The sequence below is a fragment of the Methermicoccus shengliensis DSM 18856 genome (genome assembly GCF_000711905.1).
In the GTDB taxonomy this organism is placed as follows: Archaea; Halobacteriota; Methanosarcinia; order DSM-18856; family Methermicoccaceae; genus Methermicoccus; species Methermicoccus shengliensis.
Map to the genome: position 1 here is coordinate 45691 of NZ_JONQ01000008.1, position 17491 is coordinate 63181.

The 17491-nt window shown below is 57.9% G+C and carries 18 protein-coding genes and 2 tRNA genes; 8 read left to right on the top strand and 12 right to left on the bottom strand.

The window, feature by feature from the left end; genetic code table 11:
• Nucleotides 1-178 precede the first annotated feature (178 nt).
• From BP07_RS02370 to BP07_RS02380, 3 genes are read left to right on the top strand one after another with little or no spacing between them, the layout of a single operon-like run.
• Entirely contained in the window at nt 179-769 is a 591-nt protein-coding gene (locus BP07_RS02370) for a 50S ribosomal protein L15e (protein ID WP_042685187.1), read from the top strand.
• Nucleotides 770-1201 carry an RNA-binding domain-containing protein gene (locus BP07_RS02375; protein WP_052353169.1) on the top strand — a complete coding sequence of 144 codons (432 nt, stop codon included), beginning with the start codon at nt 770-772 and terminating at the stop codon, nt 1199-1201. It begins immediately after the preceding gene.
• A complete protein-coding gene (locus BP07_RS02380; RefSeq protein ID WP_042685188.1) occupies nt 1194-1877 on the top strand; it encodes an RNase P subunit p30 family protein in 684 nt (227 codons plus the stop codon). The genes BP07_RS02375 and BP07_RS02380 overlap by 8 nt, the downstream gene beginning before the upstream one ends.
• Here the strand turns inward: BP07_RS02380 and rpiA are convergent, their stop codons facing one another.
• From rpiA to BP07_RS02405, 5 genes are read right to left on the bottom strand one after another with little or no spacing between them, the layout of a single operon-like run.
• Nucleotides 1878-2570 carry a ribose-5-phosphate isomerase RpiA gene (rpiA, locus tag BP07_RS02385; RefSeq protein WP_042685190.1) on the bottom strand — a complete coding sequence of 231 codons (693 nt, stop codon included), beginning with the start codon at nt 2568-2570 and terminating at the stop codon, nt 1878-1880.
• Nucleotides 2567-2941, bottom strand: coding sequence for a phosphoribosyl-AMP cyclohydrolase (gene hisI, locus BP07_RS02390; RefSeq protein ID WP_052353170.1), 375 nt, complete (start codon nt 2939-2941; stop codon nt 2567-2569). The genes rpiA and hisI overlap by 4 nt, the downstream gene beginning before the upstream one ends.
• A complete protein-coding gene (locus tag BP07_RS02395) occupies nt 2931-4004 on the bottom strand; it encodes an amidohydrolase family protein (RefSeq protein ID WP_052353171.1) in 1074 nt (357 codons plus the stop codon). The genes hisI and BP07_RS02395 overlap by 11 nt, the downstream gene beginning before the upstream one ends.
• A gap of 8 nt (nt 4005-4012) precedes the next feature.
• A complete protein-coding gene (locus BP07_RS02400; RefSeq protein ID WP_245597029.1) occupies nt 4013-4378 on the bottom strand; it encodes a helix-turn-helix transcriptional regulator in 366 nt (121 codons plus the stop codon).
• A gap of 5 nt (nt 4379-4383) precedes the next feature.
• Entirely contained in the window at nt 4384-4611 is a 228-nt protein-coding gene (locus BP07_RS02405) for an LSM domain-containing protein (protein ID WP_042685194.1), read from the bottom strand.
• 663 nt (nt 4612-5274) lie between these two features.
• Here BP07_RS02405 and BP07_RS02410 point away from each other — a divergent pair.
• On the top strand, nt 5275-6051 hold the full coding sequence (locus BP07_RS02410) for a slipin family protein (protein WP_042685197.1): 777 nt from the start codon (nt 5275-5277) through the stop codon (nt 6049-6051).
• A complete protein-coding gene (locus BP07_RS02415; RefSeq protein WP_042685199.1) occupies nt 6048-7376 on the top strand; it encodes an NfeD family protein in 1329 nt (442 codons plus the stop codon). Before BP07_RS02410 ends, BP07_RS02415 begins: the two co-directional genes overlap by 4 nt.
• A gap of 121 nt (nt 7377-7497) precedes the next feature.
• On the opposite strand, the gene BP07_RS02420 is transcribed toward BP07_RS02415, so the two are convergent.
• From BP07_RS02420 to BP07_RS02435, 4 genes are all read right to left on the bottom strand, one after another.
• Nucleotides 7498-7569 (bottom strand) — tRNA-Thr (locus BP07_RS02420).
• A 25-nt stretch (nt 7570-7594) separates the two neighbouring features.
• Nucleotides 7595-8716: an ATP-grasp domain-containing protein gene (locus BP07_RS02425; protein WP_042685201.1), complete on the bottom strand. Its 1122-nt coding sequence runs from the start codon at nt 8714-8716 to the stop codon at nt 7595-7597.
• Nucleotides 8706-9578 carry a DUF362 domain-containing protein gene (locus BP07_RS02430; protein ID WP_169736232.1) on the bottom strand — a complete coding sequence of 291 codons (873 nt, stop codon included), beginning with the start codon at nt 9576-9578 and terminating at the stop codon, nt 8706-8708. Before BP07_RS02430 ends, BP07_RS02425 begins: the two co-directional genes overlap by 11 nt.
• Nucleotides 9579-9908: 330 nt before the next feature.
• Nucleotides 9909-9982, bottom strand: a tRNA-Arg gene (locus tag BP07_RS02435).
• Nucleotides 9983-10279: 297 nt separating this feature from the next.
• Here BP07_RS02435 and BP07_RS02440 point away from each other — a divergent pair.
• Nucleotides 10280-11605: an APC family permease gene (locus BP07_RS02440; protein WP_042685204.1), complete on the top strand. Its 1326-nt coding sequence runs from the start codon at nt 10280-10282 to the stop codon at nt 11603-11605.
• A 2-nt stretch (nt 11606-11607) separates the two neighbouring features.
• Here the strand turns inward: BP07_RS02440 and tes are convergent, their stop codons facing one another.
• Complete coding sequence (tes, locus tag BP07_RS02445) at nt 11608-13122, bottom strand: tetraether lipid synthase Tes (protein ID WP_245597030.1); 1515 nt, start codon at nt 13120-13122, stop codon at nt 11608-11610.
• A 115-nt stretch (nt 13123-13237) separates the two neighbouring features.
• Between tes and BP07_RS02450 the strand changes: the two genes are divergently transcribed.
• Together BP07_RS02450 and BP07_RS02455 are read left to right on the top strand one after the other, a co-directional pair.
• Entirely contained in the window at nt 13238-13795 is a 558-nt protein-coding gene (locus BP07_RS02450) for a hypothetical protein (RefSeq protein WP_042685206.1), read from the top strand.
• A gap of 46 nt (nt 13796-13841) precedes the next feature.
• Nucleotides 13842-14972, top strand: coding sequence for a radical SAM/SPASM domain-containing protein (locus tag BP07_RS02455; RefSeq protein WP_052353173.1), 1131 nt, complete (start codon nt 13842-13844; stop codon nt 14970-14972).
• Here BP07_RS02455 and sepS read toward each other — a convergent pair whose 3' ends face one another.
• Nucleotides 14973-16580, bottom strand: a complete 1608-nt coding sequence (gene sepS, locus BP07_RS02460; RefSeq protein WP_042685208.1) for an O-phosphoserine--tRNA ligase — start codon at nt 16578-16580, stop codon at nt 14973-14975. It lies immediately after the preceding gene.
• Nucleotides 16581-16617: 37 nt separating this feature from the next.
• Nucleotides 16618-17466, bottom strand: a complete 849-nt coding sequence (locus BP07_RS02465) for an Mrp/NBP35 family ATP-binding protein (RefSeq protein ID WP_042685210.1) — start codon at nt 17464-17466, stop codon at nt 16618-16620.
• Nucleotides 17467-17491 lie beyond the last annotated feature (25 nt).

Here is a 17491-nt window from a genome sequence, read left to right on the forward strand (position 1 = left end):
TTCACTTACGCCTCCCTCAGATGCCCGGCTTCGCATACCCGCAAAACGTTAAGTGAAGTTCCCATCGGTATGGCAAACCTTTAAAAGCGATGCCGATGTTGGGTGCGTGGCTGCGGGAGGTGTCCCGCCGGGATGTGGCTCACTGAGCTGAACCATAAAGCAGAGATGGAGGCACTGTATGAGGTCGATGTACCACTACATAAAAGAGGCCTGGAAGAGACCAAATGAGGGCTATCTTCGTGAACTGAGATGGAAGCGGCTGCAGGAATGGAGGCGGCAGGGCTCCATTGTGCGCATAGAGAGACCCACAAGGCTCGATCGGGCAAGAGCCCTCGGATACAAGGCAAAGCAGGGGATTGTGGTCGTTCGTGTCAAGGTCAGAAGGGGTGGAAGAAGGCGCTCGAGGTATGTGAGGGGGAGAAAGACCAAGAAGATGGGGGTGCACAAGATCTACGGCGCCAAGAGCATCCAGAGGATAGCAGAGGAGAGAGCTGCCAGAAAGTATGTGAACATGGAGGTGCTCGGCTCCTACTGGGTGGGCGAGGATGGACGCTGGAAATGGTACGAGGTGATTCTCGTTGATGGCAACCACCCAGTGATACAGGCCGACCCAGCACTGAGCTGGATTGCCCACGATAGGGGCAGGGCATTCAGAGGAAGGACAAGTGCTGGACGCAAGGGCAGGGGAATGCGAAAGCGTGGCATCGGCACCGAGAAGAACCGCCCATCAAAGCGCTCTCGACGCTCTTACTCCAAGAGGCGCATGTGAGTGAGGCTCGGCAAGGTCACAATAACCACCACCTCACAGGCCACCGAGGATTTGAGCAAGGTGGAGAGAGCTCTCTCCCTTTTTCTTCCTCCAGATATCAGCCCCACCATCAGAAAATATGAGGGGCACCATGGCAACATCATCCACCTTCTCAGCGCAAGCCTCGAGAAGAACAGAGACATCAGGGCATTTCTCACTCTCCTGAGAGAGGGCATGAGCCGGCAGATGCGAGAGGTGCTGTGTGAACAGATACCAGAAAGAATGGATGCAGATGGAGTGTTGCACCTCAGGTTCGACAAGCAAAGGGCTTTTCTTGGAGAGATAATGCTCACGAGGGGTGCGGACTCCATAGTGGTGAGCATGAAGATACCCACATACCCCAAGAGCAGGGACGAGGCCATCAAGAGGGCGAGGGAGATGCTCTGTGGATAGGGCTGGCTTTGTGGAGCTGTGCCTCCAGCCGCGGCTGGAGGGCGTGGAGAAAGACATAGAAAGAGCGCGCACGCTCATAGATATGGCGCTCGAGATGGGCCATGCGGCGGTGGGAGTGCTCGCCCCTCCAGCCCATGTGCGCTCGCTAAGGCAGCTTTCCGATGAGAGGGTGGCGGTTGGGGCCATTATCGATGTGAACTCTGTACCCCAGCTGAGGGATGAGCTCTCCCGCACGAAGGGTGCCGAGATTGTGGTGGTCAGGGGAAAAAACGAGAAGCTCACGAGAGTGGCGCTCGAAAGCAGGCGGGTGGACGTGGTGCTGAGCCCCTATGCAACCGACAGGCTGAACCACGTCCATGCAAAAATCGCAAGGGACAATCGCACCGCAATTGCACTGTCCCTTCGGGAGTGCATCATGCAAAGGGGTGGGGCGCGCTCGAGGGTGCTCGCTGGCTACAGGGAGTGTATCAAGCTCTGGAGAAAGCTCTCGTTCCCGCTCGTGCTCACGGCAGAGCCAACAGATGTGCTCTCTCTCCGATGCAAAAAGGAGGTGGAGGCTATCTCTGGACTGTTTGGGCTCGAGGGAAAGGAGTTCGAGTGCGTGCTCAGGGAGGGTATGGAGGTCATGAGAAGAGCACGCAGCGAGCTTCCAGAGGGGATAGAGGTGCTGGACTGACTATCTCTCGAGCACCCTCACCTTATTTGCACTGCCCACGACCACTGTATCTGCAAACGTGAATATCCCGTGCTCCACCAGCCCCACTATGCCATTCAGGCTCGCATCGAGCCTGGCGGGCTCCTCGATCTCTCCAAAGCTGGCATCCACAATCCAGCCCCCGTTATCGCTTATAAGGGGCCCATCCTTTCTCAGCCCCATTCTCAGCAGGGGCTCACCTCCAAGCTGTTCCACCTGCCACTGCACGAGCCTCAGCGCCTGGGGCACGATTTCGAGCGGCACTGGAGAGTTCAGCACTGGCGAGAGCTTGCTCTCGTCCACCACCAGCACGAACCTTCTGGCGCTCATTGCCACCACCTTCTCGAGGGTGTGGGCAGCACCACCGCCCTTGATGGCATTGAGCTGCTCGTCCACCTGATCGGCTCCATCGAACGCCATGTCCAGCATGGGACACTGCAGCAGGCTGGTGGTGGGAATTCCAAGCTCAGAGCAGATGAGCTCCGTGGAGTACGACGTGGGCACACACATCACCTTTAGCCCATCGTCCACCATCTGTGCGAGGTGCTCGCAGAGCACCTTGATTGTGGAGCCAGTGCCCAGACCTATGAACATACCATCCTCTATGAACTCGCACGCCTGCGCCGCAGCCCTCCTCTTTGCCTCCAAGTTGGCATCCTGCTGCACATTTCTCATCGGTACACCTCCTCTGGCTCGAACACTCGCACGCCCACCACGTTTCCATCGAGCGTCCTAAAGAAGCACGAGCGATACCCCACGTGGCACGCCCCTCCCGTCTGGCTCACCTCGTACACGATGGCATCCCCATCGCAGTCCACGAGTACCCTGTGCACCCTCTGGAGCATCCCCGAGCTTTCGCCCTTCTTCCACAGCTTCCCCCTTGAACGGGAAAAGTAGTGGGCATAGCCCGTGCTGAGCGTTTTCTCCAGTGCCTCCCTGTTTGCCCATGCCAGCATGAGCACCTGCCCACTCTCCACATCGTGAGCCACCACTGGGATTAGTCCATGGTCATCAAACCTCAGCTCCACCCATTTCTCATCCTCCACGGTTAATCACCTCCCTGCCCCTTGCATACACCGCACACACATCACTCGCCTGTGCCCGTCTAACGAGGGAGCGTAGGGGGTTTGAGCATCCCCGCAGGTTGGGAGTGGATAGGTCGAGCACCATCAGGTCTGCGGGCTCTCCCTCCTCGATTACTCCTCCCCCGAGCCCATACGCCCTTCTCGCTCTCCACGTGAGCATGGAGAGCACGTCCTCCTCCCCCAGCCGCAGCACCCAGCTGAGGGCATGCATCTCCTCGAAGGGGTCGCACGAGGCGAGCATCACGTTGTCGGTGCCACACCCCACGTTTATCCCAAGCTCGAGCATCCTTTTCACCCTTGGCACGCCCACACCTGTGAGCATGTTGGACCTCACACACACCACGATGCTGATGTCCTCGTCAGCACACCTCCTGAGCTCCGCATCGCTGGCATGCACCATGTGCACGAGCACGTCTGGCTCGAGCTCGATTGCGGCATCCACATCCTCTCCGTCCTTCTCTCCGGCATGGATGCACAGCATTTTCCCAACATGTCTGCACGCAGACGCCCACTCCATGAGCGCATCCCATGGATGGTCGTGGCATCCAGAAATCCCGAGCCCATCGCACACACTCAAAAGCTCGCCAACATCGTCGCCATCGGGCCTTCCAAAGCTAAGGGCTTGGATGCACATCCCCTGCACCGCCTCATCCAGCTGCAGTACTCCGTCCACCCCCTCCTCTCTGAAGTCCGCGAAGCCAGTGCACCCAGAGGCGAGCATCTGGATGGCAGAGAGCCTCATCGCCTCAATCTTCTGATGCCTTGGGGTGTGGCTGAGTACCCTGTGCTTGAGCCCATGGGGTGGCTTTACAAGCTCATCCAATCCGCCAAGAGGAGGGTCCTTGAATACGCCATCGCCCACATGGGTGTGGGCATTGAAAATGCTTGGGGCAATGAGATACGGAAGCTCGCACCTACCCTCGGCGACGTCCACGATGACGCCATCCTCTATCACAACCCTGCCCTCTGTAAGCTCAAGTCGCTCCCCGCTCAGAAGCTTGCCCTCGAGCACGCGGCTGTCCATCCCGCCTCTCACCCTCGAAAGGAGTCATTGAGGCAGTGCGTCCACTCCCCCAGGGCTCCACAGTACTCTGGATAGCACTCCTCTGTGCATCCCGCACACGGTGCTATGCACCCACCAGAGAGGAGCAACGAGTAATCAATATCCTTTCGGAGCTCCACCCTGCGCCTTGGCCTCTCCACACCCACGGGCCTTATGAGGAATGTTCGAGTGCCGTTGGCGGTTATGGGCTCTCTCGTGATGAGCCCCTTCTCCAAAAGTCTCGCCACAATCCTCGAGCACTTTCTGCTATCGATGTTCAGCACCTTCCACAGGCTGCTCTGCAGAATCCCGCTTTCCCTCTCCCTGATGAGGGCTAATACGTCGCTCTCATCCACGCACATCACCTCTCCGACAGGGGGTTGATGAATACCACGTTGTTGCCCCTGAGCACCACTGAGCCCAGCGAGCGCTTGCGCTGTCCATCCACCAGCTCCACCACATCCACAAGATGCATATTCAGGTACTCATCCACACTCCTGAGCGTGCCCTCGAGCAGTGCCCTGTCGCCCTTCATCTCAATTTGCACCCTCATGCCCACGAGACTCTGGACCATCTTGTTGGGAAACATTCTCAATCCTCACTTCGTAGGGGTGTCTCCATAAAATTTAGCTCTTGTGCTTTACGTAAATGGATGTGGCCCAGCACTAACTCACGGAAATCATCCCTCCGGCATCCGGCGTCCTCCCATGTAACCCTCGTGCTGGGACAGTGCGGCTGTAGCGCACCTGGGTTGGCCATACGCTCATCGACATGGGCTCTGCCCGCTCTTGCGATGGGACCTAAAGATGCGCCCTGTGCCGCTGGCTTGCACCCGTGTTCACGGCAATGCACCTGCATCCTCACACGAGTCCTCTGCAGCGGTACATCTATTTTATCAGATAGACATATATAAGGATTGAGGTATTTGCTCCCAAGGAGGGTCTGGTGAATCCGAACAGGCCCGCACCGGGTTCAGGGGGAAATTTAGAGAGTGCTCAACGAGACCATCGGTGGTGGATCGGGAGGAGGGAGGAGGGGAGGAGCGTCATGGTAAAGAAGGGGTGTACGGGATTCACCAATTTCCGGACAGGGGTGCCAGATGTCCACGAGCATTCGGGCCGTCCCAGCCCTTAGGCCACCTTACGATAGTAAAGGAACATCTGTAAAAGGGTTATGACTATCTTCCTGCTCTCATCCCCTGCCGAAGAAGTTTAAATAGCACCACTGCCAATCTACTGCGGGGAGTGAAATAATGGTGGCGTATGAGTACATGGGCCTTGCCCTTGTTGTTCTGCTGATACTCTACACATCACTCAGGATAATCAGGGAGTACGAAAGAGCCGTGATATTCAGGCTCGGCAAGTTCGCTGGGATTAAAGGTCCGGGGATATTCTTCATCATCCCGCTCGTGGACCAGGTTGTGAAGGTTGACCTGAGGGTGGTGACTGTTAACGTGCCCGCGCAGGAGGTCATCACGAGTGATAACGTTACCGTGCGGGTGGATGCAGTTGTGTACTACCGCATCACCGACCCCGACAAGGCGATAATCAATGTGGAGGACTACCAGAGTGCCACCTCGCTGCTCTCTCAGACCACGCTGAGGACAATACTGGGCCAGTTCGAGCTGGACGACCTGCTCCAGAGGCGCGAGGAGCTCAACCTCAAGATAGCCGAGGAGCTGGATGCTGCCACCGAGAACTGGGGCATCAAGGTCTCGAGCGTTACCATCAAGGATGTCATCCTTCCCGAGAGTATGCTCAGGGCGATAGCCAAACAGGCAGAGGCCGAGAGGGAGAGACGGTCCCGCATCATACTTTCGGATGCCGAGCTCATGGCATCTAAGAAGATGCGTGAGGCGGCAGAGGAGTACGAGAAGACACCAATCGCGCTCAAACTGAGGGAGCTCCAGACACTCGCGGAGATATCACGTGAGAAGAACCTCATTGTGATTTCTCCCTCCACGGGATTCTCAGATATGGGAGCCATCATTGGCATGATAAAGGGGATGGAAAAGAAAGAAGAGAGATGAGAGCCCTTGCCGTCCTTCTCACATGGTCGATAATTCTCCTTGTGCTCGCCTCCCCCACTGTGGCTGTGGAGGGCACGGCCCTTCTCGTCGAGATAGACGGGGCGATAACATCCTCCACGGATGACTACATCTCGGAGGCGGTGGCCACTGCCGAGGAGGGAGGGTATGACGTCATCGTCATCACCCTGAACACCCCCGGAGGAAGGCTCGATGAGACATTCTCCATCATAGAGAGCATAGAGAACACCAACATTCCCGTCATCGGCTTTGTGTATCCCCACGGGGCAACCGCATGGTCTGCGGGCACCCTCATACTCATCAGCACTGACATCGCCGCGATGGCACCATCCACGGTGATAGGCTCGATGCAGCCAGTAGAGATATCCGGAGAGGGTGCACAGCCCGTGAACGATTCCAAGGTGATAAAGGCGCTCGTGAGCTACGCCAAGGTGCGAGCCAAAAAGCACGCAAGAAACGAGACCGCAGTCGAGCAGTTCATAGTGAGCAACCTCAACATGGACGCCAGAGAGGCTGTTGAGTATGGTGTGGTCGAGTACGTTGTCGAAGATGTGCCCTCCCTGCTGCGAGAGGTGGATGGCAGCGAGGTGAAGGGACAGACCCTCCACACTGCTGGAGCAAGGGTGGTGAGCTTCGAACCCTCGCTGCGCACCTCTCTTCTTGCAATCCTCTCCGACCCCCTGCTCTACTCCATCCTCCTTCTAATCGGCATCTACAGCCTCATCTTTGGCCTCACGAACCCAGGAGCTGGAGCAGAGATAGGGGGAATGATATGCATCGCCCTTGGGCTCATCGGGATGGGGTTTGATGTGAGCATAGCCGCTGTCTTCCTTCTTATCTTAGGAGTTGCCCTCATCCTCTTCGAGCTCTCCACCCCAGGGCACGGGATATTCGCTGTGGCAGGGCTGATATGCACCACCGTGGGCCTTGTGCTGCTCGTGCCCATGGGCTATCCAGACCAGCTCATCTCCCCCGAGTTCACCAGGACGCTGCTTCTGAGCATCCTGCTTCCAGCGCTTGCCGTCGGCGGGCTTTTCGTGTTCGCAGCATACAAGGTAGCGCAGGTCCAGCGAAAAAAGCCCCTTATGAACATGGGACCAAGCGGTGAGAGGGCGAGGGTGGTGACTTCAATCCCTCCAGGGGGAAGTGGGTTTGTGAGCCTTCATGGGGAATACTGGAAGGCGACCTCGACTGTGGGGGCAGCGAAGGGAGACGAGGTGGTGGTGGTCGAGAGAAGGGGAGCGATACTCGTGGTGGAGCCCTCCAAGGAGGAAAAAAATGAAGAAGACACATATGGGAAAAGCTGAGAGAAATGCAGCGCCGCCACCCCTGCCGCCACCTCTTCAAGCCTGCATCTTCCCCCTAGGCAGCGGCAAGTTTAGAGCTCTGCGACATGCGACATGATTCATGCATGCGTTTTTTGAAGAGAGCCTCGGGCGGGATTTGAACCCGCGACCTCTTCCTTACCAAGGAAGCGCTATGCCCCTAAGCCACCGAGGCGCATCGGCTACCTTATGCACATACCCTATATAAAACCAACGAGTGCATCCACATGAGCAGAAAGCTCCATCAGCCTCCTCATCGCCTGCTCTCTGGAGCTGCCATGTGCCATCAGGCTCACGAGCGGCTCCCCCTCGGGCATGTGGGTGCCCACCCTCGGCACATCCCTGAGCGTCCCGCTTTTTAGCCCCTCATCGAAGAATGGTTCATCCCCCACCACCACATCCACCGGGGTATGGTATATCCCCCTCGCCCACACCCCACTCCTCGACGTGGCAAGCTTTATCTCCCTGCCCAAGATGGCGTCCACGTGCGCCCTGAATATGCTCACTCCCAGCGCTTCCTCCACAGTGTCGAGACTTCCCTGAAACCTCGGGTTCACCTCTATCACCCACGGCTCGTCCCCCACCACGAAGTCCACACCACACGAGCCCAAGAGCCCCAGCTCCTCGCACACGAGCTCTGCGAGCCTCTCTATTCTGCGCTGCCTGTGGCACGATATGGGCGAGATGTTGCCACAGTATCTCAGATGTGGTGCATGAAGAAACGGCTCCCCACAGAGTTGCTCGTTGAGGCACACTGTTTTGGCCCCATCTCTGGTGGCAACCACCGAGGCGCTTATACGCACACCTTCCACCAGCTGCTGCACGATGGGCTCTGCTCCAGTGCTGGCGATTGCCCGCATGGCTCTTCTGAGCTGCTCATCGCTGTACACCACCGTCACATCCCTTCCCCCAGCACCGAACCTTGGCTTCACCACGGCTGGATAGTGAGCATGCTGAGGTGTGAGCAGCTCTGGAGTGGGTATGTCCAGCTCGGACAGCACCCAGAACAGGCCACACTTATCCGCCGCCCTCCTGATGGCGTCCAGAGGTGGGTTTAGAGGCATCCTCACACCCCCTGGGATGGGGTGGGTCTCGATGCCACTTGCGACGAGGAGACAGTCGCACACCCCTTCCTTTACGAGTGCATCTGCCCTCGTGAGGGCTGTGCCCATGTCCTCAAAATCAAATGCCTGCTCGCACATGGCGAGAAGGTCGCGGTCAAGAAAGCCATCGAATGCCCACACCCTAAAGCCAGCTCTCGTGGCAGAGAGTGCCACATGGCGCACATTGGCACCCACTATGGCAATCCTCTCAAAGCACATCTATGAGCCCGTCCTCGCTCTTCGAGGGTTCTGGTCCTCTCCTGTATCGCCTTCTGAGCCGCTTGATATCTCCCTCGATGTCCATCTGGGACAGGTCGCACACGCCAAGCCCAGCCCTCTGCGCAAGCGTGAGGTATCCCACCTCCTCTGGCTCGATGCCCATGAGGTAGCACCCGACGGCATCACACGCCACGACGTTGTTGGACGCAATCACCACGTTGGACACCACTGGGCTGCCCCTCGTCTCATGTTCCTCACAGCCCACCACGCCATCGATGAGGCTCAGTGTGGGGGCAAACACCCTGTTCAGGTCCACTATCTTCTCATGGATTCTGGTGTGCATGATGTTCTTTGGACGCACGCCCCCCATCATGTTCTTCATGCACAGCGTGGCGGTTGCTAAGGAGTGCACCTTCAGCTTGGCACACGAAATCAGGCAGTCGTGGTTTAGAAAGCTCTTCGCGACCCCCACCCTCCTCAGCACGAGGGCGCCGGGGATGTTCACCTCAAACCTCTCCTCCCTGTTCAGGTCCACCAGCCTCACCCGAGTGCCCTCCAAGGCGCTCTTAAGCCCAATGCGCTCAAAGGTGCGTAAGGTATCGTATGAAGCCATGCCGCCCTCTCCCACGCTCAGCTGCTCAGCCGAGAGCCCGCATCCCATGAGGTAATCGCACACTGCCCTCACCATCATGGGATGGGTGGTGATTCCGCTCTCTGGAGAATCATCAGTCACGCAGTTGGGCTTTATGAGCACCCGCTGTGCCTCTTGCACATACTCGCATGCGTTCAGTCTTTTGAGCGCCTCAGTGGTGCCCTCGCCGGGGTCTGTGGTTTCTATCACCACCACCTTGAACTCACTCATGGGCAATCCTCCCTCAGCACTGTATATCATCTACCATACTCCATCCGCTATCTCATTTTCGGGTGTGCACACCCTTGCCACAAAGGGATGAGCCACGTTTCCCACATGCAGCTTAACTAAGCTGGCACGTGAGTGGATTATGGGGGATGGCACAGCCATCCCCCTTAATGCGCTGTTTTGCTGGCTTTTGTAAAAAGCCGACATCCCCCTTAATGCGCTGTTTTGCTGGCTTTTGTAAAAAGCCACGGTGTATGCTGGCTGGACGGCAGCCACTTCCTTAGTACCTCCTCGCGCTTGAGGGTTCCGTACACGAACAGCTCGGTCTGCAAACGGGCTCGTCGGGACTTGAACCCGAGACTTGGGCTCCGGAGGCCCACGTGTTATCCAAACTATACCACGAGCCCTCACCATGCAACGCTATGCAGCAAGCCTTATCACGTTGGATAACCATCAGCTGTCGCTACCTTACATTATTTAGACTTTGCTCTGGCAGGCATGTTGTCGCCTCCATGACCCCCTTAAGTGAAGTTCGACTTTGTCAGGCTGTACAACTGGCTCATGCTCTTTGGTTTTCAAAGAAGGTGGTCATGCCAGAGGCTGCATAGCCCATATTCCTGTAGGCGCAAGATGCACAGCAAGATGCACAGCAAGATGCACAGCAAGATGCACAATCCCTTTAAGTATCCAAACACAACCCCCACATGAGCATGACGGGTGGTCCGAAGCGCAGCGAGGGATTGAGCCTTCTGGCTACAATCGCGTTTGCGGTTGGCAGCATGGTGGGCGCCGGCGTTTTTGTGCTGAGCGGCATGGTGATAGCCATCGCCGGAGCCTCTGCCATCCTCTCGTATGCGCTGTGCGGCGTGCTCGTGTGCCTCTCTGGGCTCTCGTATGCCACGCTCGCCAGCATATTTCCCGAGGACGGAGGGGGCTACCTGTATGCGAAACGCATGCTCGGAGAGTATCCGGGCTTTATTGCGGGCTGGGCTATGTACGTGAGCATGATGATATCCACAGCGTTCGTGGTGCTGGGCTTTGGGATATACCTCAATTTGCTGCTCGGGACACACATAGACCCGAGGTTGGCTGCGCTGGGTGCCGTGCTCTTCCTCACCCTGCTGAACATCAGAGGGCTCTCGGAGGCCGGAAGGGCGGAAGTGGTGCTCGTGGGCACCAAGCTGGCAATACTGTGCGTGCTGGTGCTCGCAGGGCTGGTGCACATCCGGGCGAGCGCGTTTGTGCCCTTCATGCCGTATGGGATGGAGGGCATGGTGCAAGGGATGACTATGGTGTTCTTCACGTATGTGGGCTTTCAGGTGGTGGCCATGATGGCGGGCGAGGTCAAGGAATCGAGCAGGGTAGTTCCCATCGCCACGCTGGCCTCCATTGCCATCGCCGCAGCGATATACGTGGGGGTGGTGGTGGCGCTGCTCTCCGCAGGGCTGCCCTCCTATGGCAGCGAGAGCGTGTTCGATGCCGCTGTGGCGCTGCTCGGGGGCTATGGGGGTGCCATAGTGGCGCTGGCAGCCGTACTCTCCACTCTGTCCTCTGCGAACGCAGGCATCATCGGCGCATCGAGAATCACGATGGAAATGGCATCCGAGAACCAGCTGCCGGGAAGGTTTGCGAGGCTCAGGAATGGCCAGCCCACCAACTCCATCCTGCTCGGCTCTGCCATCACAGTGGTGCTCATCGTGCACGGTGGTCTGGACTTCATTGTGGACCTCACGAATGTGACGGTGCTAATCTCGATGCTGCTCGTGAACGCAAGCACCCTCATTCTGATGAGGGGAGGCAAGCCCATATCTCCAGAGAAAAGGTACTTCAGAATTCCGCTGGGCGGGCTGTTCCCCACCCTCGGTGTGCTCTCGTGCGTGCTCATGCTCCTCACGCTACCCGCCACCACCCTTGCGATGGGGGTGGGGGCACTGCTGCTGGGCACTGTGCTGTACGTGCTCGAGGACACGCCAGCGGGAAGGGAGGCAGTGGAAGAAATCAGAAGGGTGCTCAACAGGCCAAGCCCCTGAGGCTACTCGAGCGGTCTTGAGTGAGTGGATTCAAACTCCTCTCTGTAGAGGGTGTTGTACGTGCAGAATGGCACGATTCTGCCATCTGGAAGGGCGTAGTGGATGCCGCACCTGCACACCCTGTCCACATCGAAGTTGTAGCAGTCCTGAAAGTGCATTACGCCGAGGAACACAGTCTTTCTGTGGAATGAGGCAGTGGACGAGATGTCTCCCTTTACGAGCACATCATAGAGCAGCCTGAGCACGTCCACCCCCTCAGGCATCTTGGAGCGGTCCACATACTGGGGAAGCTTGCGCAACAGCCCCGCCGAGAACTTCCACCTCCCCCACCTGCCCTTCACCTCCTCGGCTTCCTCCTTTATGTACTCCAGCATGCCCTCCACATCAAAGAATCTGGTGATGGGCACAATCTTTCCCTCGTCCTCAAACAGGTACGTGCCCGCACCGCAGTGGGGATGCACTGTGAACTCCACGTAGTGCTCTCCCTTCAGATTCTCAACAAACTTCGAGATGGGCACCACGAAGGGCACTGGATAGAAGTCGTCCCTCGTTATCTGACCGTCGGTCTGCTCCTCGAGCAGCACGAATAGGTCAGGGATGGTGATTCTCATGCTCTTTAGTTCCTCTGCCTCCACCCTTCCCGCAAATGAGATGGGCTGCACGTTCACACACTTTATCACGTCAGAGTTATCGAGGGCAAACCGCACGATATCTCCCATCTGCCCGTCATTCACACCCCTCACCAGCGTGGGCACCAGCACGATGCTCTTCAGCCCGGCCTCCCTGCAGTTCTCTATCGCCCGGAGCTTGTGGGGAAGGTAGTTTCCACCTCTCGAGGTGTAGTAGGGCTCTGGGGTGATGCCGTCGAACTGGAGGTACACCGTCTTGAGTCCAGCCTCCCTCAAGCGCCGGCAGTACTCCACACTGCGCGCCATCTCGAGGCCGTTGGTCGCCACCTGTACCTGCGCAAACCCCATCTCGCTCGCCATCCTCACGATGTCCACGAAGTCCCCCCTCACCGTGGGCTCACCACCAGCGAACTGCACCGCAGGGCAGGGCACGGGCTTTTGTGCTCTCAGCATGAGGAGCATCTGCCTTACTTGCTCGAACGTGGGCTCGTACACTCTACCAGACACGTGCGCATTGGCAAAGCATATGGGGCAGTGCATGTTGCACCTGTTGGTGAGGTCGATGTTGGCAAGGACGGTGGTGGTCTTGTGCTTCTCACACAGGCCACAGTCAAAGGGGCAGCCCCGCTGGGTGCGCCGCTGGGGATTGTCCACGCCAGTGCCATCATATCCAAACCTGGCAAACTTGAGGTACATTGCGAGGTCTGACCAGTACAAATCCCTGAAAAACCCGTGCTCTGGGCAGCGCTTCTCCATGAACACCTGCCCGTCCTCTGCCACCACGTCGGCATCTATCAGAGCGGTACACACCGGGCACACTGACTTCGTGGTCTTCAGCACCCGCCTCGAACTTTCGTCGGTACTTCCCGCAAGCCCTATGTTCTCCACGTTACCCTCCCGAGAGAGTATTATCTGCTCTGGTCATACATAAAACTGACGCCATCACCCAATATCACCAAATGAATAAATATGAAGGCTCAAAACCACACTGTAGGGTGTTGGCATGAGCACCACACAAAGGGTAATAGAGCGTGTCAAAGAGATAGAAGGGGTCATCGATGCCCAGCCCCTGAGCGAGGAGCAACGAAAGAGAATAGAGGAGCTGGAGCATCAGGCAGAGGACTTTGGAGCATGTGGGGGGATGATGAAGTTCGTGAACGAGGGGGTGTGGGAAGCCCTCAAGCGCGAAAAGCTCGTCGTGGTGTTTGCAGATGACCTCAAGGGGTTCAGACCTCCTCCCCAGCCATGGGTAATCATATGCGATGAGAACGGTCGATGTGTGGGCGAGTGGCTCACCAAGGACAGGATGGAGGAGCTCAGGGGCGACCCCAACTGTGTGTTCGTGAGCAACGACTTCGTGCTGTACAAGGACAGATACCAGTCTGGAGATGTGCACTTTGTGATGCCGCCGCTGGAGTTCCCAGAGGTCGAGGAGGTGGAGGGCGTGAAGAACGTGATATCTGGAACGCCCTCCCCGCCCGCAGACTCGTACGTGAGGGAAGTCACGGGCCATCAGGGAACAAAGTACTGGGCGATTCTGCTGGGCTGGGACGAGACGTGAGGAACCATGAGGAATCGTGAGGAACCATGAGGAACCGTGAGGAATCATGAGGAACACCCCGCTGGTCAGGTTGCCAGGACTGGAAGTGTTTTTTGATGAGGGCAGGCTGGTTGCCAGCGGAGCGCTCTCGCCCCTCGCGGCTCCCATCCTCTCCCGCATGAACGAGCGGCTGTGCACTGAAAAGCCCGCTGCCCTCCTCGAGGACGGCTCGCTCGTGATGTCCACGTGGCTACCTCCCATTCCCTCACTGGCATTCAGGCGGCTCGTGAGGGCAGAGGTGAAAAGACAGCTTGGGATGCACACACCCTCCACCCTTTCCATCGAGATAACGAGAAGATGCAGGTGCAGATGTGAGCACTGCGAGATGAGCGAGGGGGAGGGAGAGATGGGCACCGAAGACATCATCGACGTGCTCGAGCAGGCGCTTGCCATGGGCACGTGCATAATAACGCTCACTGAGGGTGACCCCCTCCTGAGGGAGGATGTGCTGGACATCATCGCAGCAGTGGACGAGAGGGCAGTGGTGAACATGTTCACCCCCGGCACCGAGATGACTGAAAAGAGGGCACATGAGCTCAGGGAGGCAGGCTTGCACACACTGCTCGTGAGCCTGTACAGCACACACCCCGCTGCCCACGATGCGGTGCGCCATCTCGATGGTGCGTTCGATGCCGCACTGCGCGCCATACGTCATGGGCTAAATGCTGGGCTGCTCGTTGCCCTGTGCACCCACGTGAGCCATGCCAGCATGCACGAGCTTGTGCCCCTGTATGAGCTGGCACGGCGGCTGGGGGTGCACGAGTTTTCGGTGTGGGAGTCCACACGCAATCCACCCACACAGCAGGACAGGGATGATATCATCGCGATGTACCACAGGGTGAACACCTCACAGGAGGGACCGAGGATGTTCGCATCCACAGTGTTCGAGGGCGTGGACTTTGGATGCCTTGCTGGCAGGAGGTGGATTCACGTTGGAGTGGATGGAGAGGTGAGGCCATGCCCGTACATTCCAGTGTCGTTTGGAAATGTGTGTGAGGAGCCCCTGAGGAGGATATGGAGGCGGATGAGGGGTTGCTCGTGGCACGATGGCAAAAAGAGATGCCTCATGCACGAGCCCGCATTTCTCCAGTGGCTCCAGGGGCTCTCCATGGAGGATGTGCCAAGGCGCACGCGATAGCTACAAGATGGTGCTCCTCACGGTGGTGAACACCGGTCCCCTGAAGTCTATGCTCTTCTTTCTCGCGGTGATGTGGCGCTGCACGGAAGGGGCAATCCTTATGTTGATTTCTGCTGGCGTTCTGATGCCCCTCACCCGAACCTCGGTATCCTCGCCCGCAAGCACCGCCTGCTCGATTCTCGATGCGGCATACACCGCAAAGCCATCTATCAGCTTGATGTTCGTCCTTGCGCCCTGCTCGTATATGTGAGAGAACCGCTCATCGTGGGGAGGTATTGCGAGCACGTTTGCCTCGTGAACCACTATCTCATTGAAGGCTGCGGGTCCGCACAGCCGCGTTCCCTCCTCGGGCTCCACCACACTCACTCTGATATTCTTACCGAGAAGCTCGCCCTCCCATGCAGTGAACTCGCACGGGCTTTTCTCTCTGCCGTACCGCTCGCACGTGCTGCTGATGGCGGCAGCGATGCTCCAGCCCTCGTCCGTGAAGGGCACCTCCAGAAAGCCTATCCTCGATGCCATCTCGAGGTCTGAGAACTCACGCTCGAACATCTGAGGATATGTGAGCCTGCGCAGGTCATCCGAGCCGTGCAGTATCATGGCGAGCCTCTCCACCCCCAGCCCGAGGTTCATCACGGGGTAGGGCACATCGTACTGGGCAAGCGCATATGGAGAGTACATCCCGAACGTGGCAACCTCCACCCATCCATCCGAGTACTTCGTGTTCGAGCCCACGAGCCCTGGGTGGTATGCAAACACCTCCGTCTGGGTATCTGGCACGTAGTACTTGCTGCGCTTCTCGTCTGGCCTGAACCTGAAGTTGGAAAAGCCGAACTGGGAGAGCAGGCCAGCGGCCACCGCCTTGCCGTCCTCCACGCTCACGTCCTCCCCCACCATCACGCACGAAGCACTAAAGTACGTCATGAGCCTCGTGGCATCCTCTGCAAGCTCCCTTCTAAAGCACCTGTCTATGGAGAACAGCCTAAGGGGCGGGTCTTCACGCTCAGCCATATGCCTCAGCGTGAGAAACCACCCAGTGGTCATGTGGCTTCGCAGCGTCCTTCTCGAGCACACGGGAGAGAGGGAGCGAAACTCGGCGAACACCTCATCGAGCAGCTCTGTGGCTATGGTGTCAGTGGTGTGGGCACGTCGTGCCAGCTCGTACACGAGGTCGTCTCCATCTATCCTTCCCTTCTTGTACTCGTGAAACAGCTCCCTGATGCTTTCTGCCTCCTCCTCTGTGAGTGGTCTTCCAGTGCGGCGCTCGATCTCGGCGATGCTCTCCTCAGAGAGCCCAACATTGGGTCTTGGAAGTCCGCCGAGATAGAACACGCGGTCGAGCACCGCAAGCGCCTCGGGACCAAACTGGCGGTGCACCTCCATCTCGTCCACGATAAGCGGGTTTACCACCTCGCTAAAGCCCATGCGCATGTACGCCTCTCTCAGCCTTGCAATGGTCTCAAACACGGGATGGGGGCTTCCAAACCCACAGGGGCGTCTGGGAAAGCGCCTGTCGAGACGCACCTTGGGCAAAAGCTCGAAGGAGTGCTCCCACGCACCATAGAAGTCTTCCTTTGCCTTATTTCTCAACTGCTCTGGGTCAAACATCCACTTTCCCCCACATCGTCCCGTGATAAGGCTGCTGCTATGCGGTGCGACCCTCGAGCGCCTCCATCACCCTCTTGGCGATGTCCTCGAATGCCCGTGCAGCTGGAGAGTTCGAGCCCGCTACGAATGGCACGCCCGCATCCCCAGAGCGCGCAATCTCTGGCTCGAGGGGTATGCTTCCCAGAAACGGCACCCCCATCTCCTTTGCCATCTTCTCGCCGTTTCCGCTTCCGAACATCTCGAGCGGCTTTCCACAGTGCGGGCATACGGAGGCGCTCATATTCTCTATAACGCCGAGCACTGGAACGCCAAGAATCTTTGCCATCTTCACAGCCCTTCTGACGTCCATGATGGCGACCTCCTGGGGGGTCGTGACTATCAGCGCACCATGGGGCTTTACGAGCTGGGCTATGCTCAGGGGCTCATCGCTGGTGCCCGGGGGCAGGTCTATGACGAGGTAGTCTGCATCTCCCCATCTCACCTCCTCGATGAACTGCTCTATTGCCCTCATCTTGAGTGGTCCCCTCCATATCACGGGAGCCCCCCTCTCGAGGAAGAACGCCAGCGACATCACCCTGATGCCGTGGTCGCACCCTATCGGTATCTCCACTGGGTCTATGTAGCCCTCCTCGGTGGCAGTGGGCATCCTGTCCTCTATGTTCAGCATCTTGGGGATGTTGGGTCCAGTGATGTCGGCATCGAGCAGCCCCACATCCCTTCCCAGCATGGCGAGCGCCATCGCAAGGTTGGTGGCCACTGTGGACTTGCCCACACCTCCCTTGCCACTCATCACCATTATCCTGTACTTCACAGAGCCTATTCCTGCCCCTTTCTCCTGAGATTCGCCTGCCTGTCTCTCCTGCTGCTCGTCTCTATCTTCCTCCATACACCATCCTCCAGCATTTAGGCTT

Bases quoted from the DNA above. Each gene is read 5' to 3' on its own strand.
- BP07_RS02430 (WP_169736232.1), bottom strand. From the start codon at position 9,578: ATGAGTGAGTTCAAGGTGGTGGTGATAGAAACCACAGACCCCGGCGAG.
- BP07_RS02415 (WP_042685199.1), top strand. From the start codon at position 6,048: ATGAGAGCCCTTGCCGTCCTTCTCACATGGTCGATAATTCTCCTTGTG.
- BP07_RS02370 (WP_042685187.1), top strand. From the start codon at position 179: ATGAGGTCGATGTACCACTACATAAAAGAGGCCTGGAAGAGACCAAAT.
- BP07_RS02410 (WP_042685197.1), top strand. From the start codon at position 5,275: ATGGTGGCGTATGAGTACATGGGCCTTGCCCTTGTTGTTCTGCTGATA.
- sepS (WP_042685208.1), bottom strand. From the start codon at position 16,580: ATGTTTGACCCAGAGCAGTTGAGAAATAAGGCAAAGGAAGACTTCTAT.
- BP07_RS02450 (WP_042685206.1), top strand. From the start codon at position 13,238: ATGAGCACCACACAAAGGGTAATAGAGCGTGTCAAAGAGATAGAAGGG.
- BP07_RS02440 (WP_042685204.1), top strand. From the start codon at position 10,280: ATGAGCATGACGGGTGGTCCGAAGCGCAGCGAGGGATTGAGCCTTCTG.
- BP07_RS02395 (WP_052353171.1), bottom strand. From the start codon at position 4,004: ATGGACAGCCGCGTGCTCGAGGGCAAGCTTCTGAGCGGGGAGCGACTT.
- rpiA (WP_042685190.1), bottom strand. From the start codon at position 2,570: ATGAGAAATGTGCAGCAGGATGCCAACTTGGAGGCAAAGAGGAGGGCT.
- BP07_RS02465 (WP_042685210.1), bottom strand. From the start codon at position 17,466: ATGGAGGAAGATAGAGACGAGCAGCAGGAGAGACAGGCAGGCGAATCT.
- BP07_RS02425 (WP_042685201.1), bottom strand. From the start codon at position 8,716: ATGTGCTTTGAGAGGATTGCCATAGTGGGTGCCAATGTGCGCCATGTG.
- BP07_RS02455 (WP_052353173.1), top strand. From the start codon at position 13,842: ATGAGGAACACCCCGCTGGTCAGGTTGCCAGGACTGGAAGTGTTTTTT.
- BP07_RS02405 (WP_042685194.1), bottom strand. From the start codon at position 4,611: ATGTTTCCCAACAAGATGGTCCAGAGTCTCGTGGGCATGAGGGTGCAA.